Below are 24,476 nucleotides of genomic sequence, written 5' to 3'. Positions count from 1 at the left end.
TAATTTACTGATTAATAAATAGTTAAAACTTTTCAAACACCCCTAGGCCAAATAGGGCAAAATCGTATTTTACCGGGTCGGTTGAGTCAAGTTTTCTCAGTTTATTGTCCAGTTCCAACAGGGCTTTGGCGTCGTTTTGCTTGCGTTTCAGCAGTTTTAGTTTACGGGCCACATTGCCGGAATGCACATCCAAGGGACAGGAAAGTTGGGCGGATTTCAATTCTTTCCATAGTCCAAAATCAACGCCGGTGCTGTTATCCCTCACCATCCAACGCAAAAACATATTGATGCGCTTGGCTGCGGAACCCTTGTTGGGGTCGGAAATGTGTTTTGTGGTCCGAGGTAGGTGGGGAAGTTCAAAGAACACTTCCTTAAACTTGGATATGGCAGGCTGTAATGATTCTTCCTCTTGATGTTTACTGAAAACCGACTCCAACCCACCATGATTCTCATAGATATTTTTCAAACTGACCAGAAAATAGTGCAAATCCAATCCATTGAAGGTGCGGTGGACAAAGGGGGCAAGTTTTTCCAAATCGTCTTCTGAATGGTTCAGTACAAAGTCATGCGGAGCGTTGTCCAAAAGCCCCATCAACTTGGAAGCATTATTGATAATGCTTTTTCGGTTTCCCCAAGCAATGGTCGCTGTTAAAAAACCACTGATTTCAATGTCTTCCTTTTTGGAAAATTTGTGTGGAACCTGTAGCGGGTCATCCTCCAAAAACCTTGGATGATTGTACTGCATCACCTTTTCATCCAAAAAATCCTTCAGTGCTGCTTGGGTCATATTCTTCAGGAAACGATAAGCCCGTCCACCATGGTCAGTTTCCGGTCTGCCATGTCGGCCAGTTCAAGATTATGGGTGACAAGAACAAAAGTCTGTCCAAATTCATCACGCAGTTTAAAGAACAGCTTATGAAGATTATCCGCACTTTCTGAATCCAAGTTACCACTGGGTTCATCGGCCAAGACCACTGATGGATTGTTCATAAGGGATCGCGCCACTGCCACACGTTGCTGTTCTCCACCGGACAAGGCATTGGGTTTATGGTGATAGCGGTCTTTCAGTCCCAAAAAATCCAGTAGCTCCTTTGCCCGTTTTTCTGCTTCTTCTTTGGGCGTTTTTTTGATAAAGGCTGGAATACAAACATTCTCCAAAGCCGTAAACTCGGGCAACAATTGGTGAAATTGAAAAATAAAACCAATATGCTCGTTCCGAAAACGGGCCAGGTTTTTATCATTTAAGGCCGTAACATTGGTATCGTTGATGAAAAGGCTACTCTCACTTGGGTTTGTTGGCGAGTCCAAGGTGCCCAAAATCTGCAATAAAGTGGTCTTGCCCGCACCAGACGCCCCAACAATGGACACTACTTCCCCTTTTTTAATCTCTAGGTCGACCCCTTTCAGGACTTTGAGGTCTCCGTAGCTTTTTTGGATATTTATGGCCTTTATCATGAAAATACTTCTCGCTGTGAAAATACGGATTACTGTTGAGTGGGCAAAGATGGGTCTTTCAAATAAGTTTTCCAATGGTCTTACGACTATTTGGTGAAGAATAAGTAGATGATTCAGATGGTAAAATCATAAACTTTGTTTAACTTTGAACCTTTATGGATAAACAAAATAATTCAATTGTAGAGACCGCCGTATTTGCTGGCGGTTGTTTTTGGTGTACCGAAGCCGTTTTTCAGCGGCTCAATGGGGTAGAGGAAGTACTTTCGGGTTATACCGGAGGTACCATTAAAAATCCAGCGTACCGGGAAATCTGTACCGGAAGGACCGGGCATGCCGAAGCCATAAAAATCACGTATGACCCATCAAAAGTCTCATATATTGAGCTGTTGGAAGTGTTTTTTGCCACCCATGACCCCACTACACTGAACCGTCAGGGGAATGATGTGGGCACCCAATACCGAAGTGAAATTTTTTATACAACTTCCCAACAGAAAAAGCAGGCCGAAGAATTTATTGCACTTTTGGAAAAAGAACGCATCTTTGGGTCGCCCGTTGTAACGGCCATTTCCGAAGAAAAGCCTTTTTATGTGGCGGAGGATGAGCATCAAAATTATTACAATGACCATCGGCAACAACCGTATTGCCAGTTTATCATTGACCCGAAAATCAAGAAATTGAACGCCTATTTTTCAAAGAAGTTAAATACCACAAATTAGATATGTCACCATACCGCAATCTCGAAGAATACAATATTGAAATCACCAATGAGGTCAAGGACCACTTCTCCAAAATTGTGGGCGATATTGGCGAAGATGTGACTCGCGAAGGCCTTTTAAAGACCCCGGAACGAGCCGCAAAGGCCATGCTGTTCCTTACCCAAGGGTACAAACAGAATGCAGAGGAAATCCTGAAAGGCGCCATGTTCGAGGAAAGTTATGACGATATGGTGATCATTAAGGATATTGAGGTGTATTCGCTCTGCGAACACCACATGTTGCCCTTTTTTGGAAAGGCGCATATAGCCTATATTCCCAATGGACATATTGTGGGATTGAGCAAAATCCCCCGGGTGGTGGATGTTTATGCCCGAAGGTTACAGGTACAGGAACGGTTGACGCATGATATTTTGGAGTGCATCAATTCAACCTTAAAACCCAAAGGTGTTGCGGTTGTGATTGAGGCTGCCCACATGTGCATGATGATGCGAGGCGTTCAAAAGCAGAACTCTGTGACCACTACCTCTGGTTTTAGAGGGCAATTTGAAAAAATTGAGACCCGTAACGAGTTTTTAAAACTTATCAGTTCCGATTTATCCTAAGGGATTTTCCCAATTCATTCGGATTTCCTAATTTTCCTGAATGACAGAAGAAAAAGACCCGAAGTACCGAAACCTCCTTTTGGGATTGTTGTTTGATGGCATAGGAATGTTGTCTTTCATGATTCCGGGAATAGGGGAGTTCTCCGATGTAATTTGGGCGCCTATCGCTGGATGGCTCATGACCCGTCTCTACAAGGGCAGGGTAGGGCAAGCCGCTGGATTAATTGCCTTTGCCGAAGAATTGATTCCGGGCATGGACATTATCCCAACTTTCACACTCACTTGGATATACACTTACGTATTGAATAAAAAGAAGAGCAGCAAGTAAATTGAATTACCTGCTGCCCTTAAAATTTTCCTACAATCCGATACTCAGATTAAAGGCAATGTTTCTTCCAATATTGGCAATGCCATCAGGCTTTAATCGCGACAAGTGCGAAATATAGGTCTTGTCAAAAAGGTTGTTGCCACTGATTTTGTAGCCCACATTTTGTTGAAAAATCTTTACTTCCCCTCCAAATCCCATATTGAACAGGCTATATCCAGAGGTTGGTGTTTCAAAAGTTGCTACTCTATTTTGGTCAAAATGGGATTGTACCGTGGCAAAAGCATAACTCTTGGATTTGGTGCCTTTGGCTGTATTCCATTCCACCCGAAGGGTATTCGTCCACCGATTGGCGGGAATCAATGGAAGGTCTGTCTTATTCTCCAATTCACCAAAAACCATATCAAAACTGCTCTCAAGATGCAACCAATCCAAGGGGTGGGGATGCAAGTGGAATCCAAACTCGCCCCCATACAATTTGGCATCCTGCTGCTCGAAAATGTAAATGGGATCTCCCTCCCTAAACTCGCCAGTGGGCTGTAGGTAAATGTAATCACTCACATTATTGTAAAAAGTGTTGGCATACATTTCAATGTGTTGATTTCCATATTCCAGAGCTAAATCAATCTGATAATTTCTTTCACTGTCCAAATCAGGATTTCCAATTTCAACCCGGTTGGCACCACTGTGATGACCGTTTGACGTGAGTTCAGATAAATTCGGTGCTCGAAACCCTGTAGCCAAGTTCAATCGAAATAAAATATTGTCCGTTACATCCGCTCTATACCCAACGGCTGCATTAAAACTGTTGAAATTTTTATCCAAGGCAGGAATAAATTCCTCATCCCCATCAATGCCGCTTGCTTCGCCATTGATTGATCTTAGGTCGTACCGCAATCCAAATTGCAAATCACTCTTGTTGAAATGCACATGCGAGGTGGCCAATATCCCAAAATCATTGGTGATGGCATTGGGAATCAATACCTCTTCCCCAAAATTCTCATTTTTCTGGTGCATCCCTTGAACCCCAAAAATGGTGGTCATGCTGCCCCATTGTGGATTGTATTGAAGATTGTAGCTAAATGTGCTCAGGTCCATATCCAATGATGGGCCTTCCTCTTCCTCCGCGTGTTCTTCTTCCCCTTCATGTTCCTCGCCTTCTTCCTCATGGTGGTGTTCCTCAAACTCCTTCCGGTCATTGAAGATGTATCCAAAAGTGGCCTCCAAACTGGATTTTTTAAAGAAAAAATTGGTTTTAGAGCTTAGGATATGAGTAGCAATCTCTTGATTGGGCAATAAAGGCTCCCTTTGATTGTCCTGAATCCCAATTTCTTCAGGAATTCCCAAATTAGAAAAGTTATAATTGTATCGAAGCTCGGTCTTAAACCTGCTGGCTTGGTACGCCATTCCTGTTTTTAAATCAGCTTCATTGAATCGGGAATTGGTGACCCCTGTACCATCCCCGGTTTCATAGTCAGCATTGGAAGCATAAGCGCCCCGGGCCAAAAACTTGAACTTTTCCCCAGACGTTTTTACCCCTGCATTGGCACCATATCCCAACGTATTGGTAAAATAATTCAGGTTTACATCTCCAGAAGTTTCACCGGGCAATGCAAAACCCTCAGGGTTTAAATAGAGGACCCCACCCAAAGCATCGGAACCATATAATAGCGAAGCAGGGCCTTTAATGACCTCCACGCTGGCGATACCGGCATCATTGACACCTAAACCATGTTCGCCACCAAATTGTTGATTTTCCAAACGGACTCCCTGGGTGTAGACCAGAACCCGGTTAAAACTGAGTCCACGAATTACTGGTTTGCCAATACCCACCCCAGTGGACACAGAGGATACACCGGCAATATTGGAAATACCATCGGCCAAGGTCATGGCACCATTGCTTTTTAGTTCTGCAATGGATTTTTGTTCCACCTTCATTACATTCTCTCGTTGTAATTTATGGAATGGAGTAGAGAGGACCACCTCATCAATTTCGATGGCAGAAGGAACCATGGCGTAGCTGAAGGCATTATTTCCAGAATTAATGACCAATGAAGTGGAATAGGTTTCATACCCTAAATAGGAAACGACCAATTTGTAGGTGCCCTCCGGAAGGTCTTTTAAGGTATAATCCCCATTGGCATCTGTGACAGTTCCTTTTTCCAATTGGGGGATATAGACTGAGACCTGCTCAAGGGATTGACCATTTTCTGAATCAGTTATTGTTCCGCTTACGGTATTTTGTGCTTGTATAAATAGGGGAATCAATGCCAAAAGCATTGAAATATAAAATTGTTTCATTTGATAAATAATAAGTTATTAGAATGTTCTAACCTGGTATCAATTATGAAACTTGTGGGGGCCCTCTCAGGGCTTGATATTCCTTTTTATGGGATTTAAAATGGTAGACAAAAAAGGTCTGTGGCTGCCCAAACTCTGGAGCTTCCACAAGGGTGTAGATAAATGAAGATGTAAAGAAAACCTTTGATGCCAAAGCGAAATCATGGAAATCACAGTGAAAATCGGCATCATGGATGTGCTGGTCACCATGTGAAACGCATTTCTTTTCTTGGGCGTGCCCATGTATGGCGTGGGCGAGTTTTATCGCAGAGGGGGTCAGTATCCCTATCGTGAGTACGAGGGATACATAAATGGCAATGCGTTTGTTGAGAAACGAGGTCATCCGATTCAAAGATAGGTCAGCTCTTCTGATTTCTTGTGTTAAGAAAACCCTAAACTATGGGATAAGAAAGCCCAGCCCCATGCGTTTGAGCATCTTTTTTTCAAAATCCCAAAAGAATTGGAACTGTCCGAACAGCCATCCAATCAGAATTAGGATAACTTGGTAAATTGGAAAAATCAGGAGAATACGAGCGGTCCAATACAGAAAACCATTGACATTATTTCTTCCCAAACCAATCCATTCGGTAAAAGGCCCGGCAAGTTTCCCCGCCAAACTTCCTGTAATGGCAAAAACAATGAAAATGGCTATCATTTCCCATTTATAGGTGACCTTCCATCTATTCTCCAATTTTTGAAAGCACCATATAAAAAAGCGAATAAGCAAAAAATAGAGGACGATACCGACCATTGAAATAAGAATCCATTCCCAAATGGTGTTGTTGAGTCCAAATAGATGCAATACTCTTCGGGCAATGATATATGAGGTAATCATAACCAACACAACACCAAGAGTTGGATACAGCAATTGCCAGTTCTTGGAAATTTCCCAGCGTTTTTTAATGTTCTCCATCGGCTTAAATGTTCCGATGCAAAATTAAGCTATTAAATCCTAGGGATAAAAGGACCCAAGCGTTGATTATATTTTCGCTGAAAATAAATGAAATAATTGTAGAGTTTATAATTCACTTCATATCCATAATCTATATTTTGATCATAGTTGATCTGCATTTCATATAGATTGGGATTATAGCGGAGAGGTTGCATCACACGTTGGTTCCAATTGATGACCATAATGGCATTCCTGTTTTCCAAAAAACTTTGGGAATAATACCCTTCCGGTCTGGCAATACTGTTCAGCCAGGTGTAAAATCCAGGTTCAATGATGATGATCTCATATTCAGTCTCATCATCCTTGATCTCCACTTCATGCTCTTCCTTTGAACTAAAAACAGCCTTTTCCTCATTTGAAATGTCCAAGGCTTCCTTTTGAGCGGTACAGGAGAGCAACAAAGCAAAAATCAACAGTAATGGTAAAATTCTCTTTTTCATAAACTTAAGATACAAAAAAAGCCATTTGTAAATTCAAATGGCCTTGTTAAATAACGTTAAGACAGTTTCTATTTTCCAAAAAGTCCGCCGAGCATACCGCCCAGACCACTTTTTTTCTTACTTCCCCCATTTAATACCATTCCGGCCAGGTCGTCGATTACGCTGCCGTCCCCATCAGAATCCAAAAAGGTTTCAATCAAGGATTGTTGTTTGTTAGCTGTTCTTCCTCCGCCCATAAGTCCACCCAACAAACCATTGAGGCCTTCCGGGCTGCTTACATTTTGCTGACGGGTCTGTTTCCCCAGGTACCCCAAAATAATAGGAGCTGCAATTTTAAGAATCTGTGAAATGGTACCCGCATCTATCCCTGATTTGCTGCTGAGTGCATTTTCCACTTGGGGCTGTTTGGAACCAAAAACATGGCCCAATATCCCTGCACCGTCATCCATTACGGACTGGTCTACACCACCACCAAAAAGGCCTCCAAGGTCGTTCAAAATACTACCATCGTGTTTGGATGATAGTGCGTTCATCAATCCTTGTGCCCCTCCGGGAGTTGAGGCATTTTTCTTCATGGCCCCCATTAAAAGGGGCATGGCCATACCCAAAACTTCGGCTGTTTTGTTTTCGGGCTCCCCAGTTTGATTGGATACGCCACTGACCAATTGCCTGCCCATGGGGCTATTGAGTAAATCCATTAATCCAGACATTTTCTTTTGTGTTAAGGTTAGAAGGACAATGTACAAAAAAGTAGTCCGTAATGTGCTATTTGGAGATGAAAAGGCAGCTATTTTAGCAGTTTAATAACCTGCGTGGCCAATTCCAAACCAATACGTTCCTGGGCTTCCACTGTTGAAGCGCCAATATGGGGTGAAAGCGATATTTTGGGATGCATCAGTATTTTAATTTCTGGTTGCGGCTCTGATTCATAGACGTCCAAGCCTGCAAAGGAAATTTTGTTGTTTTCCAAGGCATCCACCAAGGCCACTTCGTCCAAAATCCCTCCGCGAGAGGTGTTGATGATTCCAGCCCCTTGTTTCATCAATGCCAATTCCTTCTTGCCAATTACATAACCATTTTGGGCAGGGACATGCAAACTCACAAAGTCAGAATCTTCAAGTACGGTTTTTAAATCACTGTTCTCCAGATTAAATTCTACCGATTGTCCATCAAAAAATGAAACCTTCACTGTTTCTTTTTGCGTATGGTGATCCGTGAACAGCACTTTCATACCCAAGGCCAAAGCTATTTTTGTGGTGGCTTTTCCAATAGTGCCAAAGCCTATGATGCCCAAAGTTTTTCCTCGTAGTTCGGTTCCATTGGCATAGCTCTTTTTTAACTGTTTGAACTTACTGTCGCCTTCCAAGGGCATATCCCGGTTGGCATTGTGCAAAAAGCGAACAGCTGTCAGCAAATGGGCAAAAACCAGTTCCGCTACGGATTCCGCGGATGCTTCAGGGGTGTTGATCACATGGATCCCCTTGGATTTGGCGTAATCCACATCAATATTGTCCATACCAATCCCACCACGACCTATCAACTTTAGTTGAGGACAGGCATCAATCAAGGGTTTATGGACTTCCGTGGCGCTTCTTACCAACAGTGCATCAATGTTATTTTTGTTGATGAAATTGGCCAACTGTTCTTGGGCCACCCGAGTGGTGATCACCTCAATGCCAGCCTTTTCCAATGCATCGATGCCGGATTGTGCAATTTCATCATTTGCTAAAACCTTCCCCATTAATTATCCTTTTTTCTCCAATTCGCTCATAATATCCACCAAAACCCCAACACTTTCCATGGGCAATGCGTTGTACATGGATGCACGATATCCTCCAACGGATCGGTGGCCATTGATGCCACTGATGCCGGCTTCCTTGCACATTTCATCAAAGGTATCTTTGAGGGCATCATCGGTTATGTTGAAGGTGGCGTTCATGATGGAACGGTCTTCCTTGGCCGCAAAACCGGAGAACACCGGATTCAATTCAATCTCAGAATAGATAAGGTTTGCCTTCCGTTCGTTGATTTCCTCAATGGCCGAAATTCCGCCAAGGTCTTTCAACCATTGTAGGGTGAGCATGGAAACATACACCGCAAAAACCGGAGGGGTATTGAACATACTCTCCTTGCTCACATGAACGGAATAATCCAACATGGATGGGATCTTTCGGGAAACCTTGCCCAAAATATCCTCCTTGACCACGACCAATGTGGTTCCGGCTGGTCCCATATTCTTTTGGGCTCCGGCATAGATCAGGTCAAATTGGGAAAAATCGAGCTGTCTTGAGAAAATATCCGAGCTCATATCGCACACCAAAGGCACATTGGTCTTAGGGAATTCCTTGATCTGCGTTCCAAATATGGTGTTGTTGGAGGTAAGGTGCAGGTAATCCAAATCCGAAGGTATTTTATAACCCTTTGGGATATGGTTAAAGTTTTGCTCCTGGGACGAAGCCACTTCCACGATCTCACCGAACAAACGGGCCTCTTTGATTGCTTTTTGGCTCCATGTTCCAGTGTTCACATATCCTGCTTTTTTCTCCAAAAGATTGTAAGCGGCCATCAAAAACTGCATACTGGCACCTCCCTGCAGAAAGAGGGCCTGATATCCTTTTCCTTCCAATCCCAGAAGTTCCAGGGCAAGGGAACGGGCTTTCTCCATAATGGCCACAAATTCCTTGCTTCGGTGTGAGATTTCTATGAGAGATAGACCTATACCATCCAGTTCCAAAACGGCTTCGGAGGCTTTTTGCATGACCTCTTTGGGTAAAATACAGGGTCCTGCGCTAAAATTGTGCTTTTTCATTTGTTGGGTTTGAGCCGATAAAGGTCTTAAAAAAACTTGGATCTAAAAACCATTCAAACCAATAGGTTGTCACTATAGTTGGAGTAGAAATTCCATAGTGTCCACACCATCAGCATAATCATGCAATTTGGGCATTTGGGTCCCTCCAAAAGGAACATCTCCAAGACTTCCCCGGTTTGAAACCACACACTGGATTTGCTCCTCATTATCCGTAAGATGGTTCCTTAATTTTTCTTCGGATTCATAATGGGAATAAAAAAGAGTGGCGATGGGCGAGGCAAAGCTTTCATCTTCCTTCAAAATCAAAAAACCGTTGTCCTTAATTTTAAAATTGCTCATTAAATACACCGCCTTGTTATAATCGTAATTATTGGCGTATTTATGTTGATGGATAATGGCCCCATGCTCAAAAATCGCATTGAAAAACAGATTGAAATCATAATTGGTGGGCACAAATATTTTGGAAACATTCCGACAACCCAATCCAAAATATCTGAAAATATCATCACCAAGGGCCTTAAGTTCCTCTTGGGATTCATTTCCGGTAAGAACCGCTACGGAGTTTCTATTTTTTCGGATAATGTTGGGTTTCTTCCCAAAATAATATTCAAAATAGCGACTGGTATTGTTGCTTCCTGTTGCAATTACGGCGTCAAAACCTTCAAGTCGGCCTTCCGTAAATGTTATCCTTTCGGAAAGCAAGGGTTCTTGTTCCATTAAATATTCCGCAAGAAAGGGCAACAATACCTTGTCATTGGAAGAAAGTTTGGCCAATACCTTGTTCCCAGACAACAAAACGCACAAAAAATCATGGAAGCCCACCATGGGAATGTTTCCGGCCATTACTATCCCGATTTTTTTGTGGGATTGTCCATTTTCAAGATTGTACTCGGATAGCCATTGTTTTAGGTTGTCCTCAGTCAATAAATCCGACCACTGCTTGAGTGCAAACAAGATGTTTTCCCTAGTAAACCAACCATTTTGGTGTTTTGCTTTGGTGATGGCAGTCTCAAAATCGGAATGCTTTCCAGAGGGTTCAGAATAAGAATATTCACAAAAATCCGTTAGATATTTTCCAAGTTTAACAAAAGCTTCCAATATTGGGAGATGTACGGTCATTATATTTGTATACTAATTTGGTAGGGTTTATTTTTGCCAAAAGTAAGCATGCTGATATAATTCGGCACAATAGAAAAAGAAAATTATGGCGATTATCATAACTGACGAATGTATAAACTGTGGTGCGTGTGAGCCAGAATGCCCCAACACTGCAATTTATGAAGGAGCGGACGAATGGAGATATAGTGATGGTACTTCCTTGACGGGCGATGTAGTGTTGCCCAGCGGGAAGGCTGTAAATGCAGATGAGGCCCAAGAGCCCATTAGCGATGAAATCTATTATATTTCTCCAGATAAATGTACGGAATGCATGGGATTCCATGAAGAACCCCAATGTGCTGCGGTTTGCCCCGTGGATTGTTGCGTCCCGGACGAAGATCACGTGGAGAGCGAAGAAGTCCTTTTGGGCAAACAGAAGTTTATGCACCCAGACGGATAAGGAATAAAAAATTCGATATTTTAGCCCCGGACTTGGTTCGGGGTTTTTTATGAAAAAACAAAAAGCATACAACGGATTTTGGAAACAGCTGGGCTGTATTCTCTCCCTTTTGGCCATTTTGGGCATTGCGGCCGTTTTTATTATTGGGTTCTATCTTTTGATTCAAGGGTATTAGGTTCCCAAAACAAAACTTCAACTTATATTTGCAGCCTTAAATCAGATGTCCATCATCTGAAATCTAAAATCTCATATCTAAAAAGCCAATGAAAGCCGGTATTGTAGGATTGCCCAATGTAGGAAAATCGACCCTGTTCAACTGTCTGTCCAACGCCAAGGCGCAGAGTGCCAACTTCCCATTTTGCACCATTGAACCCAATATTGGGGTGGTGAACGTACCGGATGCCCGTTTGGAAAAACTGGAGGAGCTGGTGAATCCAGAGCGCGTGGTTCCCGCTACGGTTGAAATTGTTGATATTGCCGGCTTGGTAAAAGGAGCCAGCAAAGGGGAGGGGCTTGGCAACCAGTTTTTGGGCAACATTCGGGAAACCGATGCCATTCTTCATGTGTTGCGTTGTTTTGACAATGACAATATTGTGCATGTGGATGGCTCTGTAGATCCTATTCGGGATAAGGAGACCATCGATATGGAACTTCAGCTAAAAGATTTGGAAAGCGTTGAAAAGAAACTCGACAAAGTAAAACGTGCCGCCAAAACCGGAAATAAAGAAGCTCAAAAGGAAGAAGCCGTGCTTACTACTTTAAAAGAAGGCTTGGAGTCGGGAACATCAGTACGCGCTATACAATTCAGTGATGATGATAGGGCAGAGTACGTTAAGCCCATGCAACTAATCACCGACAAACCCGTAATGTATGTCTGTAATGTGGATGAAGAAGCGGCAGCTACGGGCAACGCGTATGTGGAAGAAGTAAGAAAGGCCGTGGCCAATGAAAATGCGGAGGTCATCTTTTTGGCGGTGGGCACCGAAGCCGATATCACCGAATTGGAAACGTATGAAGAGCGTCAGCTGTTTTTGGAGGATTTGGGACTGTCAGAACCCGGATCCGCCAAATTGATTCGTGGTGCTTACAAATTGCTGGATTTGGAAACCTATTTTACCGCGGGGGTTAAAGAAGTGCGCGCTTGGACCATTCCTGTTGGGGCCACTGCTCCGCAAGCGGCTGGGGTCATCCACACCGATTTTGAAAAAGGATTTATCCGTGCCGAGGTCATTTCGTATGATGACTACGTAAAATATGGTAGCGAGGCCAAAGTAAAGGAAGCTGGCCGAATGCGGGTAGAAGGCAAGGAATACATCGTTAAAGATGGTGATGTCATGCATTTTAGGTTTAATGTCTAATGCTTGGGCATTGTAATCCCATCGCTTCCCGAATTTTTTTGATTACACCTTGAAGTAGTTTTGTCCCATGTCAACAAAAGGCTTGGGAATTCTGTATGGGATATTGGGGGTAGTGCTGTTCTCCTCAAAAGCGGTCATGGTAAAACTGGCCTATCAATATCAGGTGGACACTTTGGACCTGCTCATGTTCCGGATGTTTTTCTCCCTTCCCTTTTATACCCTCATCCTGTTTATCATCCGAAAAAAGAGGTCTACTTTGGGAATAAAAACCAAAGATTACCTGTGGTTGCTCGCTTTTGGTTTTGTGGGCTACTATTTGGCCAGTTATTTTGACTTTTTGGGCCTTAATTACATCAAAGCTGGGTTGGAACGCATCATTTTGTTCGTCTATCCCACCATTGTGGTCTTTTTGTCGTGGCTGTTTTTCAGGGAAAAAATCACAAAAGTGCAAACCATAGCCATTGTCATTACCTATATCGGCGTAGTGATTACTTTTTGGAACGAATTGGAACTGTCAGGAAATAAAGTGCTGTTGGGCGGTGTTTTAATTTTATTGAGTGCCATTACCTATGCGTCCTATTTGGTGGGAAGCGGTTGGTTGATCCCAAAGTTTGGCGTGCTTCGGTTTACCTGCTACGCCATGATTGTATCCACCTTTTGTATTCTCATACATTACACGCTATCCGGAGATTGGGACTTGTTCAATTATCCGTTGCCCGTTTATGGGTATGGTTTGGCCATGGCCATTTTCGCCACCTTGATTCCCTCTTTTTTGGTTTCGGCTTCCATTAAGCGGTTGGGCGCTTCCAATTTTTCAATTTTGGGCAGTTTAGGGCCCGTGTCCACCATTTTATTGGCCTATGTTTTTTTGGCAGAAAAACTTACCTATTGGCAACTTTTGGGTATGTTGATTGTGATTTTCGGGGTCACTTATCTTTCACTCAACCGGAAAAGAAAGGCACTGAGATGATTTATATTAACAATCAAGGTGTTTTCTTTGTTGATTACTTTCTGCCCAGCATACTTTTATTTTTGCTCCGAAATTTTATATTGCATGGATTAACCCTTAACTAATGTCGCAAACCCAGTATACCGAGGATAACATTCGTTCCCTGGATTGGAAGGAGCATATTCGTATGCGCCCAGGAATGTACATTGGAAAATTGGGCGATGGTTCCTCCGCAGACGATGGTATTTACATTCTTCTGAAGGAAGTCATTGACAACTGTATTGATGAGTTTGTCATGGGTGCCGGGAAGACCATTGAGATCAATATAAAGGACGACACGGTCCAAGTTCGTGATTTTGGTCGGGGCATACCCTTGGGAAAAGTGGTGGATGTGGTCTCCAAAATGAACACCGGGGGTAAGTACGATACCCGCGCCTTCAAGAAATCCGTAGGATTGAACGGGGTGGGAACCAAGGCCGTTAATGCCTTGTCCTCTTATTTTCGGGTCGAATCCAATCGGGATGGGCAATCCAAATCCGCAGAATTTGAGACCGGAAACTTGGTCAATGAAGAACTGTTGGAAGAGTCCTCCAGACGACGGGGCACCAAGGTCAGCTTCGTACCGGACGAGTCCATTTTCAAAAAATATAAATATAGAAGTGAGTATGTGGAACGCATGCTCAAAAATTACGTCTACCTCAATCCGGGACTTACCATTGTCTTTAATGGGGAGAAATTCCATTCAGAAAATGGATTGAAGGATTTGTTGGAAGACAACAACAATGAGGAGGATTTTCTATATCCCATCATCCATTTAAAAGGAGATGATATTGAGGTGGCCATGACCCACAGCAAAACCCAATACAGCGAAGAGTACCATTCGTTCGTGAACGGACAGCATACCACCCAGGGAGGTACACATCAATCCGCCTTCCGGGAAGCCATTGTAAAGACCATCCGTGACTTCTACGGAAAAAACTATGATGCTTCAGATGTAAGAAAGTCAATCATTTCCGCCATCTCAATTAAAGTAATGGAGCCCGTCTTTGAGAGCCAGACCAAAACCAAATTGGGTTCTACGGACATGGGAGGAAAGTTGCCCACGGTGCGCACCTATATCAATGATTTTGTGGGCACCCAATTGGACAATTATCTGCACAAAAATCCAACAACGGCAGATGCACTTCAACGGAAGATTGCCCAAGCTGAAAAAGAACGAAAAGAACTTTCAGGTATCCGAAAACTGGCCAGGGAACGGGCCAAAAAAGCCAGCCTTCACAATAAAAAATTACGGGATTGCCGTGTCCATTTACAGGACATGAAGAATGACCGTAGGTTAGAGACCACCCTTTTCATCACTGAAGGGGATTCGGCATCCGGATCCATTACCAAATCCCGGGATGTAAACACACAGGCCGTCTTCAGTTTACGGGGCAAGCCATTGAATTCCTACGGAATGTCCAAAAAAATCGTGTATGAGAACGAGGAGTTCAATTTGCTTCAAGCGGCGTTGAACATAGAGGAATCCATGGAAGATCTACGGTACAATAACATTGTGATCGCCACCGATGCCGATGTGGATGGAATGCACATCCGGTTGCTGTTGATCACTTTCTTTCTTCAGTTTTTCCCTGAATTGATCAAGGAAAATCATTTGTATATCCTTCAAACCCCACTTTTTAGGGTGCGCAATAAAAAGGAGACCATTTATTGCTATAGTGATGAAGAAAAGAGAAATGCCATTGAAAAATTGACCGGAAAGCCAGAGATTACCCGATTTAAAGGGTTGGGTGAAATTTCTCCGGATGAGTTCAAACATTTTATCGGGGACGATATCCGATTGGAGCCCGTGATGCTGGACAAGGCCATGAGCATAGATAGTCTGTTGCAGTTCTATATGGGGAAAAATACCCCAGACCGACAAGAATTTATCATAAATAACCTTAAAGTTGAACTTGATCTAGTTGAGGAAAACCAACTATAAACCTATTAAATGCACGCCCTTCTAAATGGAAGAGAACGAAGAACTGAATGATGAAGGTTTGGAAAACCAAGACAACTCCCAAGATAGCTTGGTAAAGGTTACGGGGATGTACAAGGATTGGTTTTTGGACTACGCTTCGTATGTGATTTTGGAGCGGGCCGTTCCCGCTATTGAAGATGGATTCAAACCCGTGCAGCGCAGGATCATGCATGCGCTCAAGGAATTGGATGATGGCAGGTACAACAAAGTGGCCAACGTGGTGGGGCATACCATGCAGTACCATCCCCACGGTGACGCCAGTATTGCCGATGCCATGGTCCAGATTGGGCAAAAGGAGCTACTCATTGATACGCAGGGAAACTGGGGAAATATTTTAACCGGTGATGGTGCCGCAGCACCCCGATATATTGAGGCCCGACTTTCCAAATTTGCTTTGGAAGTGGTCTTCAGCCCCAAGATCACCGAATGGCAGTTATCCTACGATGGAAGAAAAAAGGAGCCCGTAAATTTACCGGTAAAGTTTCCATTACTGTTGGCCCAAGGGGCAGAGGGAATTGCGGTAGGATTGTCCACTAAAATACTCCCACACAATTTCATTGAATTGATAGATGCTTCCATCAAGCATTTGAAAGGGCAGCGTTTTAAGCTTTATCCCGATTTCCCCACTGCTGGAATCATTGATGTCACCAATTATAATGATGGGATGCGGGGCGGAAAGGTACGGGTTAGGGCCAAAATTTCAACTTTGGACAAAAATACATTGGTAATCAATGAGATACCCTACGGCACCAACACCTCTTCTTTAATCGATTCCATTCTTAAGGCCAACGATAAAGGCAAAATCAAAATCAAAAAAATAGAGGACAATACAGCAGCGGAAGTGGAGATTCTGGTGCATTTGCCCAGTGGTATCTCACCAGATAAAACCATTGATGCTCTCTATGCTTTTACGGCCTGCGAATCGTCCATTTCACCATTGGGCTGTATTATTGAGGACAACAAGCCCTTGTTCATTGGCATCAAGGAAATGTTGGAGCGTTCCACGGACAATACGGTGGAATTGCTGAAGGCCGAATTGGAGATTCAATTAAGTGAACTGGAGGAGCAATGGCATTTTGCCTCGCTGGAGCGCATCTTTATTGAGAACAGAATCTACCGTGATATTGAGGAAGAGGAAACCTGGGAGGGTGTCATCGCCGCCATCGACAAGGGGTTAAAGCCCCACACCAAAAATCTAAAAAGGGCCGTAACCGAAGAAGACATTGTCCGCCTGACGGAAATACGCATCAAGCGGATTTCAAAATTCGATTTAGAAAAGGCGCAGCAACTCATTGAAAGTCTGGATGAACGAATTGCCCAGACCAAGCACCATTTGGCCCATTTGGTAGAGTTTGCCATTGATTATTTCAAGGAACTCAAGAAGAAATATGGTGCAGGTCGGGAACGGAAATCCGAGATACGGATTTTTGATGATATTGAGGCCACCAAGGTGGTCATCAGAAACACAAAGCTCTATGTGAACCGGGATGAGGGCTTTATTGGAACCTCACTCAAAAGAGATGAGTACGTTACCGATTGCAGCGATATTGACGACATTATTGTGTTCACCCAAAAAGGGGAGATGATGGTGACCAAGGTGGATTCCAAGGTTTTTATTGGTAAGGGCATTATCCACGTAGCAGTGTTCAAGAAAAAGGACAAGCGTACCGTTTACAATATGATTTACAAGGATGGCAAGGGAGGCCCCAGCTACATCAAACGATTTAATGTGACCAGCATTACACGGGACAAAATCTATCCTTTGGCAGGGGACAAGGCTTCCGCAGAAGTACTCTATTTTTCGGCCAACCCCAACGGTGAGGCCGAAGTGGTGACGGTAATGTTGCGCCAGTCCGGAAGCATCAAAAAATTAAAATGGGACCTGGATTTTGCCGATGTCTTGATCAAGGGCAGGGCATCCAAAGGGAACTTGGTCACAAAATATGCGGTTAAGCGCATTGAACTCAAGGAAAAAGGTGTTTCCACATTAAAACCCAGAAAAATTTGGTTTGATGATGTGGTGAACAGACTCAATGTAGATGGAAGGGGGGAATTGTTGGGAGAGTTCAAAGGAGATGACCTTCTCTTGGTGATCGACCAAAAAGGGATTGTTAAGACCATCGCGCCGGATTTATTGACCCGTTTCAATGAGGATATGATCGTACTGGAAAAATGGAACCCGAAGAAACCCATTTCCGTGGTGCATTATGAAGGAGAGAAAGAACGCTATTACCTAAAACGCTTTTTGGTGGAAACCCCCAATAAAGAGGAATTGGTGATTTCGGAACACCCAAAGTCATTTTTAGAACTGGTGTCAACAGATTGGCGCCCCGTAATAGAAATTGAATTTATAAAGCCACGTGGTAAGGAAGCCAAGCCCAATCAAGAAGTGGACGTTGAAGATTTTATCAGCGTGAAGGGCATCAAGGCTATTGGAAATCAACTGACTACGGACAAAGTGAAAAATATTAATAGATTGGAGTCCTTGCCCTTTGAGGAACCCGAAGAACAATCAGCAGAAGAAATGGAAGTGATAGATGAGGAGAGCATAGATGTTCCCAATACTGATATAGAATCAAAAGATGAAGGTTCTGACCAAACCTCTTTGTTTTAATGCTTTTTCTGCCTATTTTGTCACAATCGAGTTAGACACACACCAAAACCACATAGCTTAATACATTTTTATGGATTTTACCAACCCGTTGGTATACGGCGTACCAGTTTTCATTGCCTTTATATTATTTGAACTTACATACAGCAAGGCACATGGAGATGACCATCTCTATGAATGGAAGGATTTGGCCGCAAGCGGTTTTATGGGAATTGGGTCCGCCATTTTGGGCCCATTGTTCAAGGTGGCCTTCGCCATTGTCTTTTTTGAAACCTTGTATGAGCTATGTAATCCCATGGTGAACGGTGTCAGGCAAAACTTTTTGGGGTACCAATCCTTCGGATACGCTTGGTACATTTGGTTGCTTTGCCAGTTGGCGGATGATTTTACCTACTATTGGTTCCATAGGGCCAACCATGAAATCCGAATTCTTTGGGCCGCCCATATTGTGCACCATTCATCAGACAATTTTAATCTAGGGACCGCTATCCGTAACGGATGGTTCACCATTTTATACAAGCCTTTCTTTTACGCCTGGATGGTGGTCATAGGCTTTCCTCCAGAAATGGTTGTGGTCTGTTTGGGGATTGAAGCCTTGTGGCAATTCCAGTTGCATTCCCAATACGTTCCCAAATTGGGCTTCTTGGAAAAGATTTTCAATACGCACACCATGCACCAAGTGCACCACGCCCAAAATGTGGAGTATTTGGACAAGAACCACGGTGGGTTCCTCAATATTTTTGATAAAATGTTCGGGACATGGAAAGAATTGGATGATGATATTGATGTAAAATACGGTGTGATACACGCTCCAAATTCCTATAACCCCATGGTTATCCTTACGCACGAGTTCAAGGACATTTGGAACGATGTAAAAAAAGTGGATAAACTATCCCATAAGCTGATGTACATTTTTGGCCCTCCAGGATGGAGCCATGACGGAAGCACCATGACGGTGAGACAGCAACAAAAGCTCTTTAAAGAATATAAGGACTCACACCCTGAACTGATTTACCAAAGACCCAATTGACGTAGGTCAGTGCACCCACAAAACTTCTTCTTGCCCTTTCTGTTGATTCTTTTCCATTCTAAGGTCAAATTCCACCAGGAATGAGAAAGTGACTTTTCACTTCCCGCCCGTCATAAGACTCATAATGCCATTAGGCATTGGGACTTGTGAAGATTTAAAACAGGGTCAGTCTATTTTGTGTGCAGTTCCTTTAAATTTTCGTTTGTCGCCAATGGCGCTGTATTCAAAAGTATACGAAGAATCTGTTGTGGTCAATATTTTTATGTGGATGGATTTCTCTTCCGACTTATTTTTGGGGTTTTTGTTCTTCAACACGTATTCACAGTCATTGATCCAGCGTACAGAGGACGTGTCGCGTTTTCCTTCAAAATAATCAACTTCGGTGTCCAAAGTTCTATGAAACGTAGTTTTCTTTTCCTCACCGTCCACAATGGTGGTAAATGAAAATTCGCCAGTCTTAAAATCAGTACAGTTACGTTTTGGAGGTTGTTTACATGAAACAAGCAGACCCAAAATAGCGCCTAAAAGAATTTGTTTTGCCATAACAGCAAAGTAACGGAAAGAAGCCTAACGGGTCAATCATTTTTTGAACTGAATGTGGTAAATGTTCCATCGGAATAAAAAAAGACAATTTTTACGGGCTCATGATCCTTAATTTGATGTCTTGATCTTGGAGTTTTGGATTGTTCTTCCCGCACATCTGGTTTGTCCGGGATATCAGTAAAAGCAAGGGTGGGGGCATTTTTTGTTTCTGCCGATTGAATTTCTTCGGATTCTTCTGCAGGAAACGTGCCTTTTCCTTGAAGCAGCCAATACAAATCAACCTCTGGATAGGAGTCAACCAATTTCAGCACAAAGTCCAAACTGGGTTTATTTCTACCATTGAGCAAATGGGAAATACTTGATCGTTGTACGCCAATGGTATCAGCAAAGGCCGAAACGCTAAGACCGTAATGATCTATAACGGTTTTAATCCGTATTGCAATTCCTTTGTTCACAAATGTAAATTAATGTGATTTAAAGTTAATCATTAGTATCAGCATCAGCAAAAAATATATTCCAAATCACCAATAGATGTAAACAAATACTATAAATAAGAGTTAGTATAATACTGTTTATGTGCGATATAGGTTTTAAGCATATTATTATCAACACAAATGTCACGAGTCCCGTTAGTGCCCAGATCCTTCTGTATACAAATGTGACATATGTTTTATTTTTAGGTGATACATTTGTAACCAAATCAAAGTTTACATTTGTGGTCGTAAATTGAATCACTATAAATGATAGACCATTCCCTATATAAGGAAGCTTCCATCCAGAACAGATACATTACCAATGCCATGTTGCAAAAATGTTTTGCTGCACTCCCTTCTACATCCATAAAGGAAATAGGACAATCTGTACATAAGACCCCAATCCGATCTTTTGAGTTGGGCACAGGTGGTAAACGTATTTTAATGTGGTCCCAAATGCATGGGAATGAATCCACCACCACAAAGGCAGTTTGGGATATGGTAAATTTTCTGCGTTCCGATGATGTATTGGTTCAAACCATTTTGGACAATTGTACCATCATGGTAGTTCCCATACTTAATCCTGATGGAGCAGAGGCCTACACCCGGGTGAACGCCAATCAAGTTGATTTGAACAGGGATGCCAAACAGCTGACCCAACCCGAAAGCATTGCACTGCGGAAACTGTTTGACGATTTTAAACCGGATTATTGCTTCAACCTCCATGGCCAGCGTACCCTTTTCAGTGCAGGTCGGGTGGAAAAGCCTGCAACGGTGTCCTTTTTGTCGCCTTCCAGCAATGCTGAGCGGGAAATAACACCCACCCGGGCTATAGCCATGAAACTCATAGTTGCCATGGATGCCATGCTTCAAAAGTTGATTCCAGGTCAAGTTGGCCGATACGATGATGGCTTTAATGACAATTGCGTGGGCGATACCTTTCAAAAGCTGGGGGTTCCCACCGTGCTCTTTGAAGCAGGCCATTATCCAAAGGATTATGAAAGGGAACGGACACGGGAATACATTTTTCTGGCCCTAATAGAAGCCTTGAGAACGATAGCCAATGATGCCCTTGGAAAGTATAGCACCGGCGATTACTTCAACATTCCTGCAAATGCGAAGCTGTTCTATGATGTTTTGGTCAAAAGTCCAGAGATCATAAACCCCAACCTCACTGCGGGAAATGCAATAGGAATCCGGTTCAAGGAAGTATTGGGCAATAATGCCATTCGGTTAAAACCCGAAATTATCGATATTGGAAATCTTGAAGGCTTTTTTGGGCATCAGACCTTTGAATGTGCTGATTCCAAGGATTTTGACCTTATTTCTTCCCAGACAGAAATACTGGATTTGGTCCTTCATGCTGAAGATTAACTAACTATTTTCATTTAGTCCTTGCGTTTTATTTAAAAAAGGGGCATTTTTATTACGTAAATTTCTTTAATTAACTAATTTTGCTGAAAATTTCAATGTAATGAACAAAGTAAAACTAGACGAAATCGACCACCAGATATTGGATATGTTGATTGATAATACCCGCACACCTTTCACCGACATAGCCAAGAAATTGTTGATTTCCGCTGGTACGGTCCATGTTAGGGTAAAGAAAATGGAAGAATCCGGAATCATTAAAGGTTCCTCCCTCACATTGGATTATGTGAAATTGGGCTATTCTTTCATCGCTTATGTGGGCATTTTCTTGGAAAAAACGCACCAGACCAAATTTGTGTTGGAGCGTCTAAATCAGATTCCATATGTGACGGTGGCCCATATCACCACGGGAAAATTCAATATTTTCTGTAAGATTCGCGCCAGGGATACCACTCATGCCAAAAACATCATTTTTAAGATAGATGATATTGATGGCATCAGCAGGACCGAGACCATGATTTCATTGGAAGAAAGCATCAACGATAAAAAGCGGTTGATGCACACCATTTTCAACGAGCTTTAATCCTATTTCCATAGAATATGTTGCGTTCAGAGCTACCAACTTCTGAATACAATCCCTTTTACCACACCTACATCTTGGCTTTGGGCGATGTTGGCCTGATTCAAGAATTGAATAGGGGAAGGGATGAATTTTTAGCACTTTTGGAAGAAATTCCTAAAAGTAAGTTGGGGTATGCCTATGCTGAGGGCAAATGGACCTTGGCCGAGCTGCTGTTGCATATTTTGGATGCGGAACGCGTTTTTCAGTACCGAGCTTTGTGCTTTGCACGGAATGACAAAACGGCCTTGCCCGGTTTTGATCAAGATGAATATGTTCCCCAATCCAATGCCGCTGCTAGAACCACGGATGATCTGATGCAGGAATACAAGGCCATCCGAGAGTCCACGCTGTGCCTGTTCAATTCTTTTGATGAAGATGTTTTAAAACGAATAGGGGTATCCAGTGGTTCCCGCATGAGTGTACGGGCACTGGGGTTCATCATATCTGGGCATCAAGCCCATCATGTGAAAATTATCAGGGAACGGTATTTGTAGTGTAATTTTCTAGTATAGGCTTTCGTTTTCAGGTTCTGCATCCGGGTCAGCTTCAAAATCTGAATCATTGTAGGCCTTTACATCGGCATCCAATACAGCTTCCTTTTCCAAATTTTTGTCGAGTTCCCTTTCGATGGTCTCCTCAAAATTGGCAATGAAATTGGAAAGGCTCTTACTGATCTTCACCAAATAGATGGTGTCCTCCGTTTTCACTTCAACAGCCTCAATAATTTCGCCATTTGGTTTTTTAAGGGTGATGATGTCGTCATCGCCATACCCATCCGGGTAGGAATCGATCAAAACAGCTGCAACACTGTGGTCCAGCTTTTTGTAGTCTATCAAAATACGTTTCATAATGAGATAGGTTTAAATTCCTGCCTGAAGCTAAAACTTTTTAAATAGGTACTATTCAAAGAGTTGTAAACGTAAAAAAATAGTATATGAAGCGCTTATTCCCTGTAGTATGCAAATGCTTTTTGGAAAAGTTCCTCTGGAACCTTTATATCCGAGGCGGCTTCCCCGATAGATTGCAGTAGCACAAAATTTATGTCCCCGTGGGTGTTTTTCTTGTCAAACTTTAGCAGCTTTAGGATAGAGTCCACATCATTGTCATCCAAATCCACTGATGGAAAATAGTGCAAAAAGGTTTCCTTGATTTCTTCCAACGACAATTTTGGCAAGCCCTTAAGCTCATGGGAGAGATATGCCTCCAGAATCATTCCAATAGCAATGGCCTCACCGTGGAGCAATGTTTTTTTCTCCGGGTTCTCCAAACAATACGATTCTATGGCATGGCCCAGGGTATGGCCAAAGTTTAAAATTTTTCGCAGTCCTTTTTCCGTGGGATCCTGCAGGACCACATTATTCTTTATGGCAATGGATTCTTGAATCTTCATCACATCTGTAAAGTCTCCCTTATCCTTGAGTTGTTTCCAGTAGTCGCTATCTGCAATAAGCCCATGCTTTAGCATTTCAGCATATCCACTTATCCGCTGTCTAGGTTCAAGCGTCTGTAAAAATTCAGTAAAAACCAATACCATTACAGGTTGATTGATTACACCGATTTGGTTCTTCAATACGCCCAAATCCACCCCGGTTTTTCCACCCACCGATGCATCTACCATGGAGAGGAGGGTAGTGGGAATATTGATGAAGTCTATACCGCGCTTAAACGTGGAGGCCACAAACCCACCCAAATCGGTAAGCACACCACCACCAAGATTGATCAAAAGGCTTTTTCGGTCACCGTCAACATTGGACAACCACTCCCAAACCTTCATGCAGGTGCCTATGTTTTTGTTTTCCTCTCCAGATTCAATCTCAAAAATTGAATCAATGGGATGTTCCAAGATTTCTTTCTTAAAAAAAGGAAGGCAGTGTTTTTTGGTGTTCCCATCCACCAAAACAAACACTTTGGAATAGCCACTTTTTGCAATATGCTGTTTTAGAGCAGCTTTGGCCAGCTCGCCAAAATGAACCTCGTAAGATTGTGATATTATAGACTCCATAATTCAAATTACACCGCTAAATAAAGATTATTTTTATAGATATGGTTATGGAATAGGTACTTATATTTGGATCTTTAACGGATTTCTAATAATGCGACCAAATTTTGAGAATACTGCAATAGCATTTGAGCTAAAAACCGACTCCCAGTTAGAGCGGGCTTATTTCCTGTTTAAACTGATAGCCAATGAACCCCTGGTGCGTATTGGAACTGCGGTGACCAATTTTGCCATTAAGGCCCATTTACCCGTGGAGGGATTGATCCGGGCAACGGTCTTTGACCATTTTTGTGGCGGGGT

General features: G+C 42.8%; 27 protein-coding genes and 1 pseudogene. 14 read left to right on the top strand and 14 right to left on the bottom strand.

The window, feature by feature from the left end:
- Nucleotides 1–22: 22 nt before the first annotated feature.
- A complete protein-coding gene (locus A7D14_RS01065; protein WP_067029056.1) occupies nucleotides 23–787 on the bottom strand; it encodes a TIGR02757 family protein in 765 nt (254 codons plus the stop codon).
- Nucleotides 788–792: 5 nt separating this feature from the next.
- Nucleotides 793–1,455: an ABC transporter ATP-binding protein gene (locus tag A7D14_RS01060; protein ID WP_067029054.1), complete on the bottom strand. Its 663-nt coding sequence runs from the start codon at nucleotides 1,453–1,455 to the stop codon at nucleotides 793–795.
- A 155-nt stretch (nucleotides 1,456–1,610) separates the two neighbouring features.
- Between A7D14_RS01060 and msrA the strand changes: the two genes are divergently transcribed.
- Genes msrA through A7D14_RS01045 form a run of 3 tightly spaced genes read left to right on the top strand, consistent with a single transcriptional unit; the run spans nucleotide 1,611 to nucleotide 3,101 of the window.
- A complete protein-coding gene (gene msrA, locus A7D14_RS01055) occupies nucleotides 1,611–2,171 on the top strand; it encodes a peptide-methionine (S)-S-oxide reductase MsrA (RefSeq protein ID WP_067029052.1) in 561 nt (186 codons plus the stop codon).
- Between the two features lie 2 nt (nucleotides 2,172–2,173).
- Nucleotides 2,174–2,773, top strand: a complete 600-nt coding sequence (gene folE / locus A7D14_RS01050) for a GTP cyclohydrolase I FolE (RefSeq protein ID WP_067029050.1) — start codon at nucleotides 2,174–2,176, stop codon at nucleotides 2,771–2,773.
- A gap of 40 nt (nucleotides 2,774–2,813) precedes the next feature.
- The gene (locus A7D14_RS01045; RefSeq protein WP_067029047.1) at nucleotides 2,814–3,101 is read left to right on the top strand and encodes a hypothetical protein; all 288 of its coding nucleotides are present in this window, start codon (nucleotides 2,814–2,816) and stop codon (nucleotides 3,099–3,101) included.
- A gap of 30 nt (nucleotides 3,102–3,131) precedes the next feature.
- Here A7D14_RS01045 and A7D14_RS01040 read toward each other — a convergent pair whose 3' ends face one another.
- The 8 genes from A7D14_RS01040 to A7D14_RS01005 form a co-directional block, all read right to left on the bottom strand.
- A complete protein-coding gene (locus A7D14_RS01040; protein WP_067029045.1) occupies nucleotides 3,132–5,399 on the bottom strand; it encodes a TonB-dependent receptor in 2,268 nt (755 codons plus the stop codon).
- Nucleotides 5,400–5,442: 43 nt separating this feature from the next.
- The gene (locus A7D14_RS01035; RefSeq protein ID WP_067029043.1) at nucleotides 5,443–5,781 is read right to left on the bottom strand and encodes a hypothetical protein; all 339 of its coding nucleotides are present in this window, start codon (nucleotides 5,779–5,781) and stop codon (nucleotides 5,443–5,445) included.
- Between the two features lie 54 nt (nucleotides 5,782–5,835).
- Nucleotides 5,836–6,351, bottom strand: coding sequence for a DUF6787 family protein (locus A7D14_RS01030; protein WP_067029041.1), 516 nt, complete (start codon nucleotides 6,349–6,351; stop codon nucleotides 5,836–5,838).
- 32 nt (nucleotides 6,352–6,383) lie between these two features.
- Nucleotides 6,384–6,830, bottom strand: a complete 447-nt coding sequence (locus A7D14_RS01025; protein ID WP_067029039.1) for a DUF6146 family protein — start codon at nucleotides 6,828–6,830, stop codon at nucleotides 6,384–6,386.
- Nucleotides 6,831–6,898: 68 nt separating this feature from the next.
- Nucleotides 6,899–7,540 carry a DUF937 domain-containing protein gene (locus tag A7D14_RS01020; RefSeq protein WP_067029037.1) on the bottom strand — a complete coding sequence of 214 codons (642 nt, stop codon included), beginning with the start codon at nucleotides 7,538–7,540 and terminating at the stop codon, nucleotides 6,899–6,901.
- Nucleotides 7,541–7,617: 77 nt separating this feature from the next.
- Entirely contained in the window at nucleotides 7,618–8,571 is a 954-nt protein-coding gene (locus A7D14_RS01015) for a D-2-hydroxyacid dehydrogenase (protein WP_067029035.1), read from the bottom strand.
- A 3-nt stretch (nucleotides 8,572–8,574) separates the two neighbouring features.
- Entirely contained in the window at nucleotides 8,575–9,639 is a 1,065-nt protein-coding gene (gene serC / locus A7D14_RS01010; protein WP_067029033.1) for a 3-phosphoserine/phosphohydroxythreonine transaminase, read from the bottom strand.
- 72 nt (nucleotides 9,640–9,711) lie between these two features.
- Entirely contained in the window at nucleotides 9,712–10,758 is a 1,047-nt protein-coding gene (locus A7D14_RS01005) for an acyl-CoA reductase (protein ID WP_067029031.1), read from the bottom strand.
- An 85-nt stretch (nucleotides 10,759–10,843) separates the two neighbouring features.
- On the opposite strand from A7D14_RS01005, the gene A7D14_RS01000 reads away from it, so the two are divergent.
- From A7D14_RS01000 to A7D14_RS00975, 7 genes are all read left to right on the top strand, one after another.
- Entirely contained in the window at nucleotides 10,844–11,197 is a 354-nt protein-coding gene (locus A7D14_RS01000) for a 4Fe-4S dicluster domain-containing protein (RefSeq protein WP_067029029.1), read from the top strand.
- A gap of 49 nt (nucleotides 11,198–11,246) precedes the next feature.
- A complete protein-coding gene (locus A7D14_RS20315) occupies nucleotides 11,247–11,372 on the top strand; it encodes a hypothetical protein (RefSeq protein ID WP_255307361.1) in 126 nt (41 codons plus the stop codon).
- 88 nt (nucleotides 11,373–11,460) lie between these two features.
- The gene (gene ychF / locus A7D14_RS00995; protein ID WP_067029027.1) at nucleotides 11,461–12,555 is read left to right on the top strand and encodes a redox-regulated ATPase YchF; all 1,095 of its coding nucleotides are present in this window, start codon (nucleotides 11,461–11,463) and stop codon (nucleotides 12,553–12,555) included.
- 67 nt (nucleotides 12,556–12,622) lie between these two features.
- Nucleotides 12,623–13,525: a DMT family transporter gene (locus A7D14_RS00990; protein ID WP_067029026.1), complete on the top strand. Its 903-nt coding sequence runs from the start codon at nucleotides 12,623–12,625 to the stop codon at nucleotides 13,523–13,525.
- A 103-nt stretch (nucleotides 13,526–13,628) separates the two neighbouring features.
- Entirely contained in the window at nucleotides 13,629–15,488 is a 1,860-nt protein-coding gene (locus A7D14_RS00985) for a DNA topoisomerase IV subunit B (RefSeq protein ID WP_067029024.1), read from the top strand.
- A gap of 25 nt (nucleotides 15,489–15,513) precedes the next feature.
- Nucleotides 15,514–18,141 (top strand): DNA gyrase/topoisomerase IV subunit A, encoded by a 2,628-nt coding sequence (locus A7D14_RS00980; protein WP_067029022.1) that lies wholly within the window; start codon nucleotides 15,514–15,516, stop codon nucleotides 18,139–18,141.
- A gap of 70 nt (nucleotides 18,142–18,211) precedes the next feature.
- Entirely contained in the window at nucleotides 18,212–19,168 is a 957-nt protein-coding gene (locus A7D14_RS00975; RefSeq protein ID WP_067029020.1) for a sterol desaturase family protein, read from the top strand.
- A gap of 165 nt (nucleotides 19,169–19,333) precedes the next feature.
- On the opposite strand, the gene A7D14_RS00970 is transcribed toward A7D14_RS00975, so the two are convergent.
- On the bottom strand, nucleotides 19,334–19,711 hold the full coding sequence (locus A7D14_RS00970) for a DNA topoisomerase IV (RefSeq protein ID WP_067029018.1): 378 nt from the start codon (nucleotides 19,709–19,711) through the stop codon (nucleotides 19,334–19,336).
- A 32-nt stretch (nucleotides 19,712–19,743) separates the two neighbouring features.
- The gene (locus A7D14_RS00965; protein ID WP_067029016.1) at nucleotides 19,744–20,166 is read right to left on the bottom strand and encodes a helix-turn-helix transcriptional regulator; all 423 of its coding nucleotides are present in this window, start codon (nucleotides 20,164–20,166) and stop codon (nucleotides 19,744–19,746) included.
- A gap of 285 nt (nucleotides 20,167–20,451) precedes the next feature.
- Between A7D14_RS00965 and A7D14_RS00960 the strand changes: the two genes are divergently transcribed.
- The 3 genes from A7D14_RS00960 to A7D14_RS00950 all read left to right on the top strand — a co-directional run bounded on the left by A7D14_RS00960 (nucleotide 20,452) and on the right by A7D14_RS00950 (nucleotide 22,671).
- The gene (locus tag A7D14_RS00960) at nucleotides 20,452–21,558 is read left to right on the top strand and encodes a M14 metallopeptidase family protein (RefSeq protein WP_067029014.1); all 1,107 of its coding nucleotides are present in this window, start codon (nucleotides 20,452–20,454) and stop codon (nucleotides 21,556–21,558) included.
- A gap of 100 nt (nucleotides 21,559–21,658) precedes the next feature.
- On the top strand, nucleotides 21,659–22,138 hold the full coding sequence (locus A7D14_RS00955; protein ID WP_036384670.1) for an Lrp/AsnC family transcriptional regulator: 480 nt from the start codon (nucleotides 21,659–21,661) through the stop codon (nucleotides 22,136–22,138).
- A 17-nt stretch (nucleotides 22,139–22,155) separates the two neighbouring features.
- Nucleotides 22,156–22,671, top strand: a complete 516-nt coding sequence (locus A7D14_RS00950; RefSeq protein WP_067029012.1) for a DinB family protein — start codon at nucleotides 22,156–22,158, stop codon at nucleotides 22,669–22,671.
- Nucleotides 22,672–22,680: 9 nt separating this feature from the next.
- Here A7D14_RS00950 and A7D14_RS00945 read toward each other — a convergent pair whose 3' ends face one another.
- Together A7D14_RS00945 and aroB are read right to left on the bottom strand one after the other, a co-directional pair.
- A complete protein-coding gene (locus tag A7D14_RS00945) occupies nucleotides 22,681–23,025 on the bottom strand; it encodes a hypothetical protein (RefSeq protein WP_067029010.1) in 345 nt (114 codons plus the stop codon).
- A 95-nt stretch (nucleotides 23,026–23,120) separates the two neighbouring features.
- Entirely contained in the window at nucleotides 23,121–24,179 is a 1,059-nt protein-coding gene (gene aroB / locus A7D14_RS00940) for a 3-dehydroquinate synthase (protein ID WP_067029008.1), read from the bottom strand.
- 91 nt (nucleotides 24,180–24,270) lie between these two features.
- Between aroB and A7D14_RS00935 the strand changes: the two are divergent.
- Nucleotides 24,271–24,476 (top strand): annotated as a pseudogene (locus A7D14_RS00935) (proline dehydrogenase); the annotation flags it as partial.

The organism is Allomuricauda sp. CP2A, assembly GCF_001683915.1.
Lineage (GTDB): Bacteria > Bacteroidota > Bacteroidia > Flavobacteriales > Flavobacteriaceae > Flagellimonas.
The sequence above is the reverse complement of the archived record's forward strand: the minus strand, read 5'-3'. Positions and strand labels throughout refer to the sequence as shown.

What these genes read in the sequence shown, in the direction of transcription:
- A7D14_RS01065 (WP_067029056.1), bottom strand. Translation starts at nt 787, where the DNA reads ATGACCCAAGCAGCACTGAAGGATTTTTTGGATGAAAAGGTGATGCAG.
- A7D14_RS01060 (WP_067029054.1), bottom strand. Translation starts at nt 1,455, where the DNA reads ATGATAAAGGCCATAAATATCCAAAAAAGCTACGGAGACCTCAAAGTC.
- msrA (WP_067029052.1), top strand. Translation starts at nt 1,611, where the DNA reads ATGGATAAACAAAATAATTCAATTGTAGAGACCGCCGTATTTGCTGGC.
- folE (WP_067029050.1), top strand. Translation starts at nt 2,174, where the DNA reads ATGTCACCATACCGCAATCTCGAAGAATACAATATTGAAATCACCAAT.
- A7D14_RS01045 (WP_067029047.1), top strand. Translation starts at nt 2,814, where the DNA reads ATGACAGAAGAAAAAGACCCGAAGTACCGAAACCTCCTTTTGGGATTG.
- A7D14_RS01040 (WP_067029045.1), bottom strand. Translation starts at nt 5,399, where the DNA reads ATGAAACAATTTTATATTTCAATGCTTTTGGCATTGATTCCCCTATTT.
- A7D14_RS01035 (WP_067029043.1), bottom strand. Translation starts at nt 5,781, where the DNA reads ATGACCTCGTTTCTCAACAAACGCATTGCCATTTATGTATCCCTCGTA.
- A7D14_RS01030 (WP_067029041.1), bottom strand. Translation starts at nt 6,351, where the DNA reads ATGGAGAACATTAAAAAACGCTGGGAAATTTCCAAGAACTGGCAATTG.
- A7D14_RS01025 (WP_067029039.1), bottom strand. Translation starts at nt 6,830, where the DNA reads ATGAAAAAGAGAATTTTACCATTACTGTTGATTTTTGCTTTGTTGCTC.
- A7D14_RS01020 (WP_067029037.1), bottom strand. Translation starts at nt 7,540, where the DNA reads ATGTCTGGATTAATGGATTTACTCAATAGCCCCATGGGCAGGCAATTG.
- A7D14_RS01015 (WP_067029035.1), bottom strand. Translation starts at nt 8,571, where the DNA reads ATGGGGAAGGTTTTAGCAAATGATGAAATTGCACAATCCGGCATCGAT.
- serC (WP_067029033.1), bottom strand. Translation starts at nt 9,639, where the DNA reads ATGAAAAAGCACAATTTTAGCGCAGGACCCTGTATTTTACCCAAAGAG.
- A7D14_RS01005 (WP_067029031.1), bottom strand. Translation starts at nt 10,758, where the DNA reads ATGACCGTACATCTCCCAATATTGGAAGCTTTTGTTAAACTTGGAAAA.
- A7D14_RS01000 (WP_067029029.1), top strand. Translation starts at nt 10,844, where the DNA reads ATGGCGATTATCATAACTGACGAATGTATAAACTGTGGTGCGTGTGAG.
- A7D14_RS20315 (WP_255307361.1), top strand. Translation starts at nt 11,247, where the DNA reads ATGAAAAAACAAAAAGCATACAACGGATTTTGGAAACAGCTGGGCTGT.
- ychF (WP_067029027.1), top strand. Translation starts at nt 11,461, where the DNA reads ATGAAAGCCGGTATTGTAGGATTGCCCAATGTAGGAAAATCGACCCTG.
- A7D14_RS00990 (WP_067029026.1), top strand. Translation starts at nt 12,623, where the DNA reads ATGTCAACAAAAGGCTTGGGAATTCTGTATGGGATATTGGGGGTAGTG.
- A7D14_RS00985 (WP_067029024.1), top strand. Translation starts at nt 13,629, where the DNA reads ATGTCGCAAACCCAGTATACCGAGGATAACATTCGTTCCCTGGATTGG.
- A7D14_RS00980 (WP_067029022.1), top strand. Translation starts at nt 15,514, where the DNA reads ATGGAAGAGAACGAAGAACTGAATGATGAAGGTTTGGAAAACCAAGAC.
- A7D14_RS00975 (WP_067029020.1), top strand. Translation starts at nt 18,212, where the DNA reads ATGGATTTTACCAACCCGTTGGTATACGGCGTACCAGTTTTCATTGCC.
- A7D14_RS00970 (WP_067029018.1), bottom strand. Translation starts at nt 19,711, where the DNA reads ATGGCAAAACAAATTCTTTTAGGCGCTATTTTGGGTCTGCTTGTTTCA.
- A7D14_RS00960 (WP_067029014.1), top strand. Translation starts at nt 20,452, where the DNA reads ATGATAGACCATTCCCTATATAAGGAAGCTTCCATCCAGAACAGATAC.
- A7D14_RS00955 (WP_036384670.1), top strand. Translation starts at nt 21,659, where the DNA reads ATGAACAAAGTAAAACTAGACGAAATCGACCACCAGATATTGGATATG.
- A7D14_RS00950 (WP_067029012.1), top strand. Translation starts at nt 22,156, where the DNA reads ATGTTGCGTTCAGAGCTACCAACTTCTGAATACAATCCCTTTTACCAC.
- A7D14_RS00945 (WP_067029010.1), bottom strand. Translation starts at nt 23,025, where the DNA reads ATGAAACGTATTTTGATAGACTACAAAAAGCTGGACCACAGTGTTGCA.
- aroB (WP_067029008.1), bottom strand. Translation starts at nt 24,179, where the DNA reads ATGGAGTCTATAATATCACAATCTTACGAGGTTCATTTTGGCGAGCTG.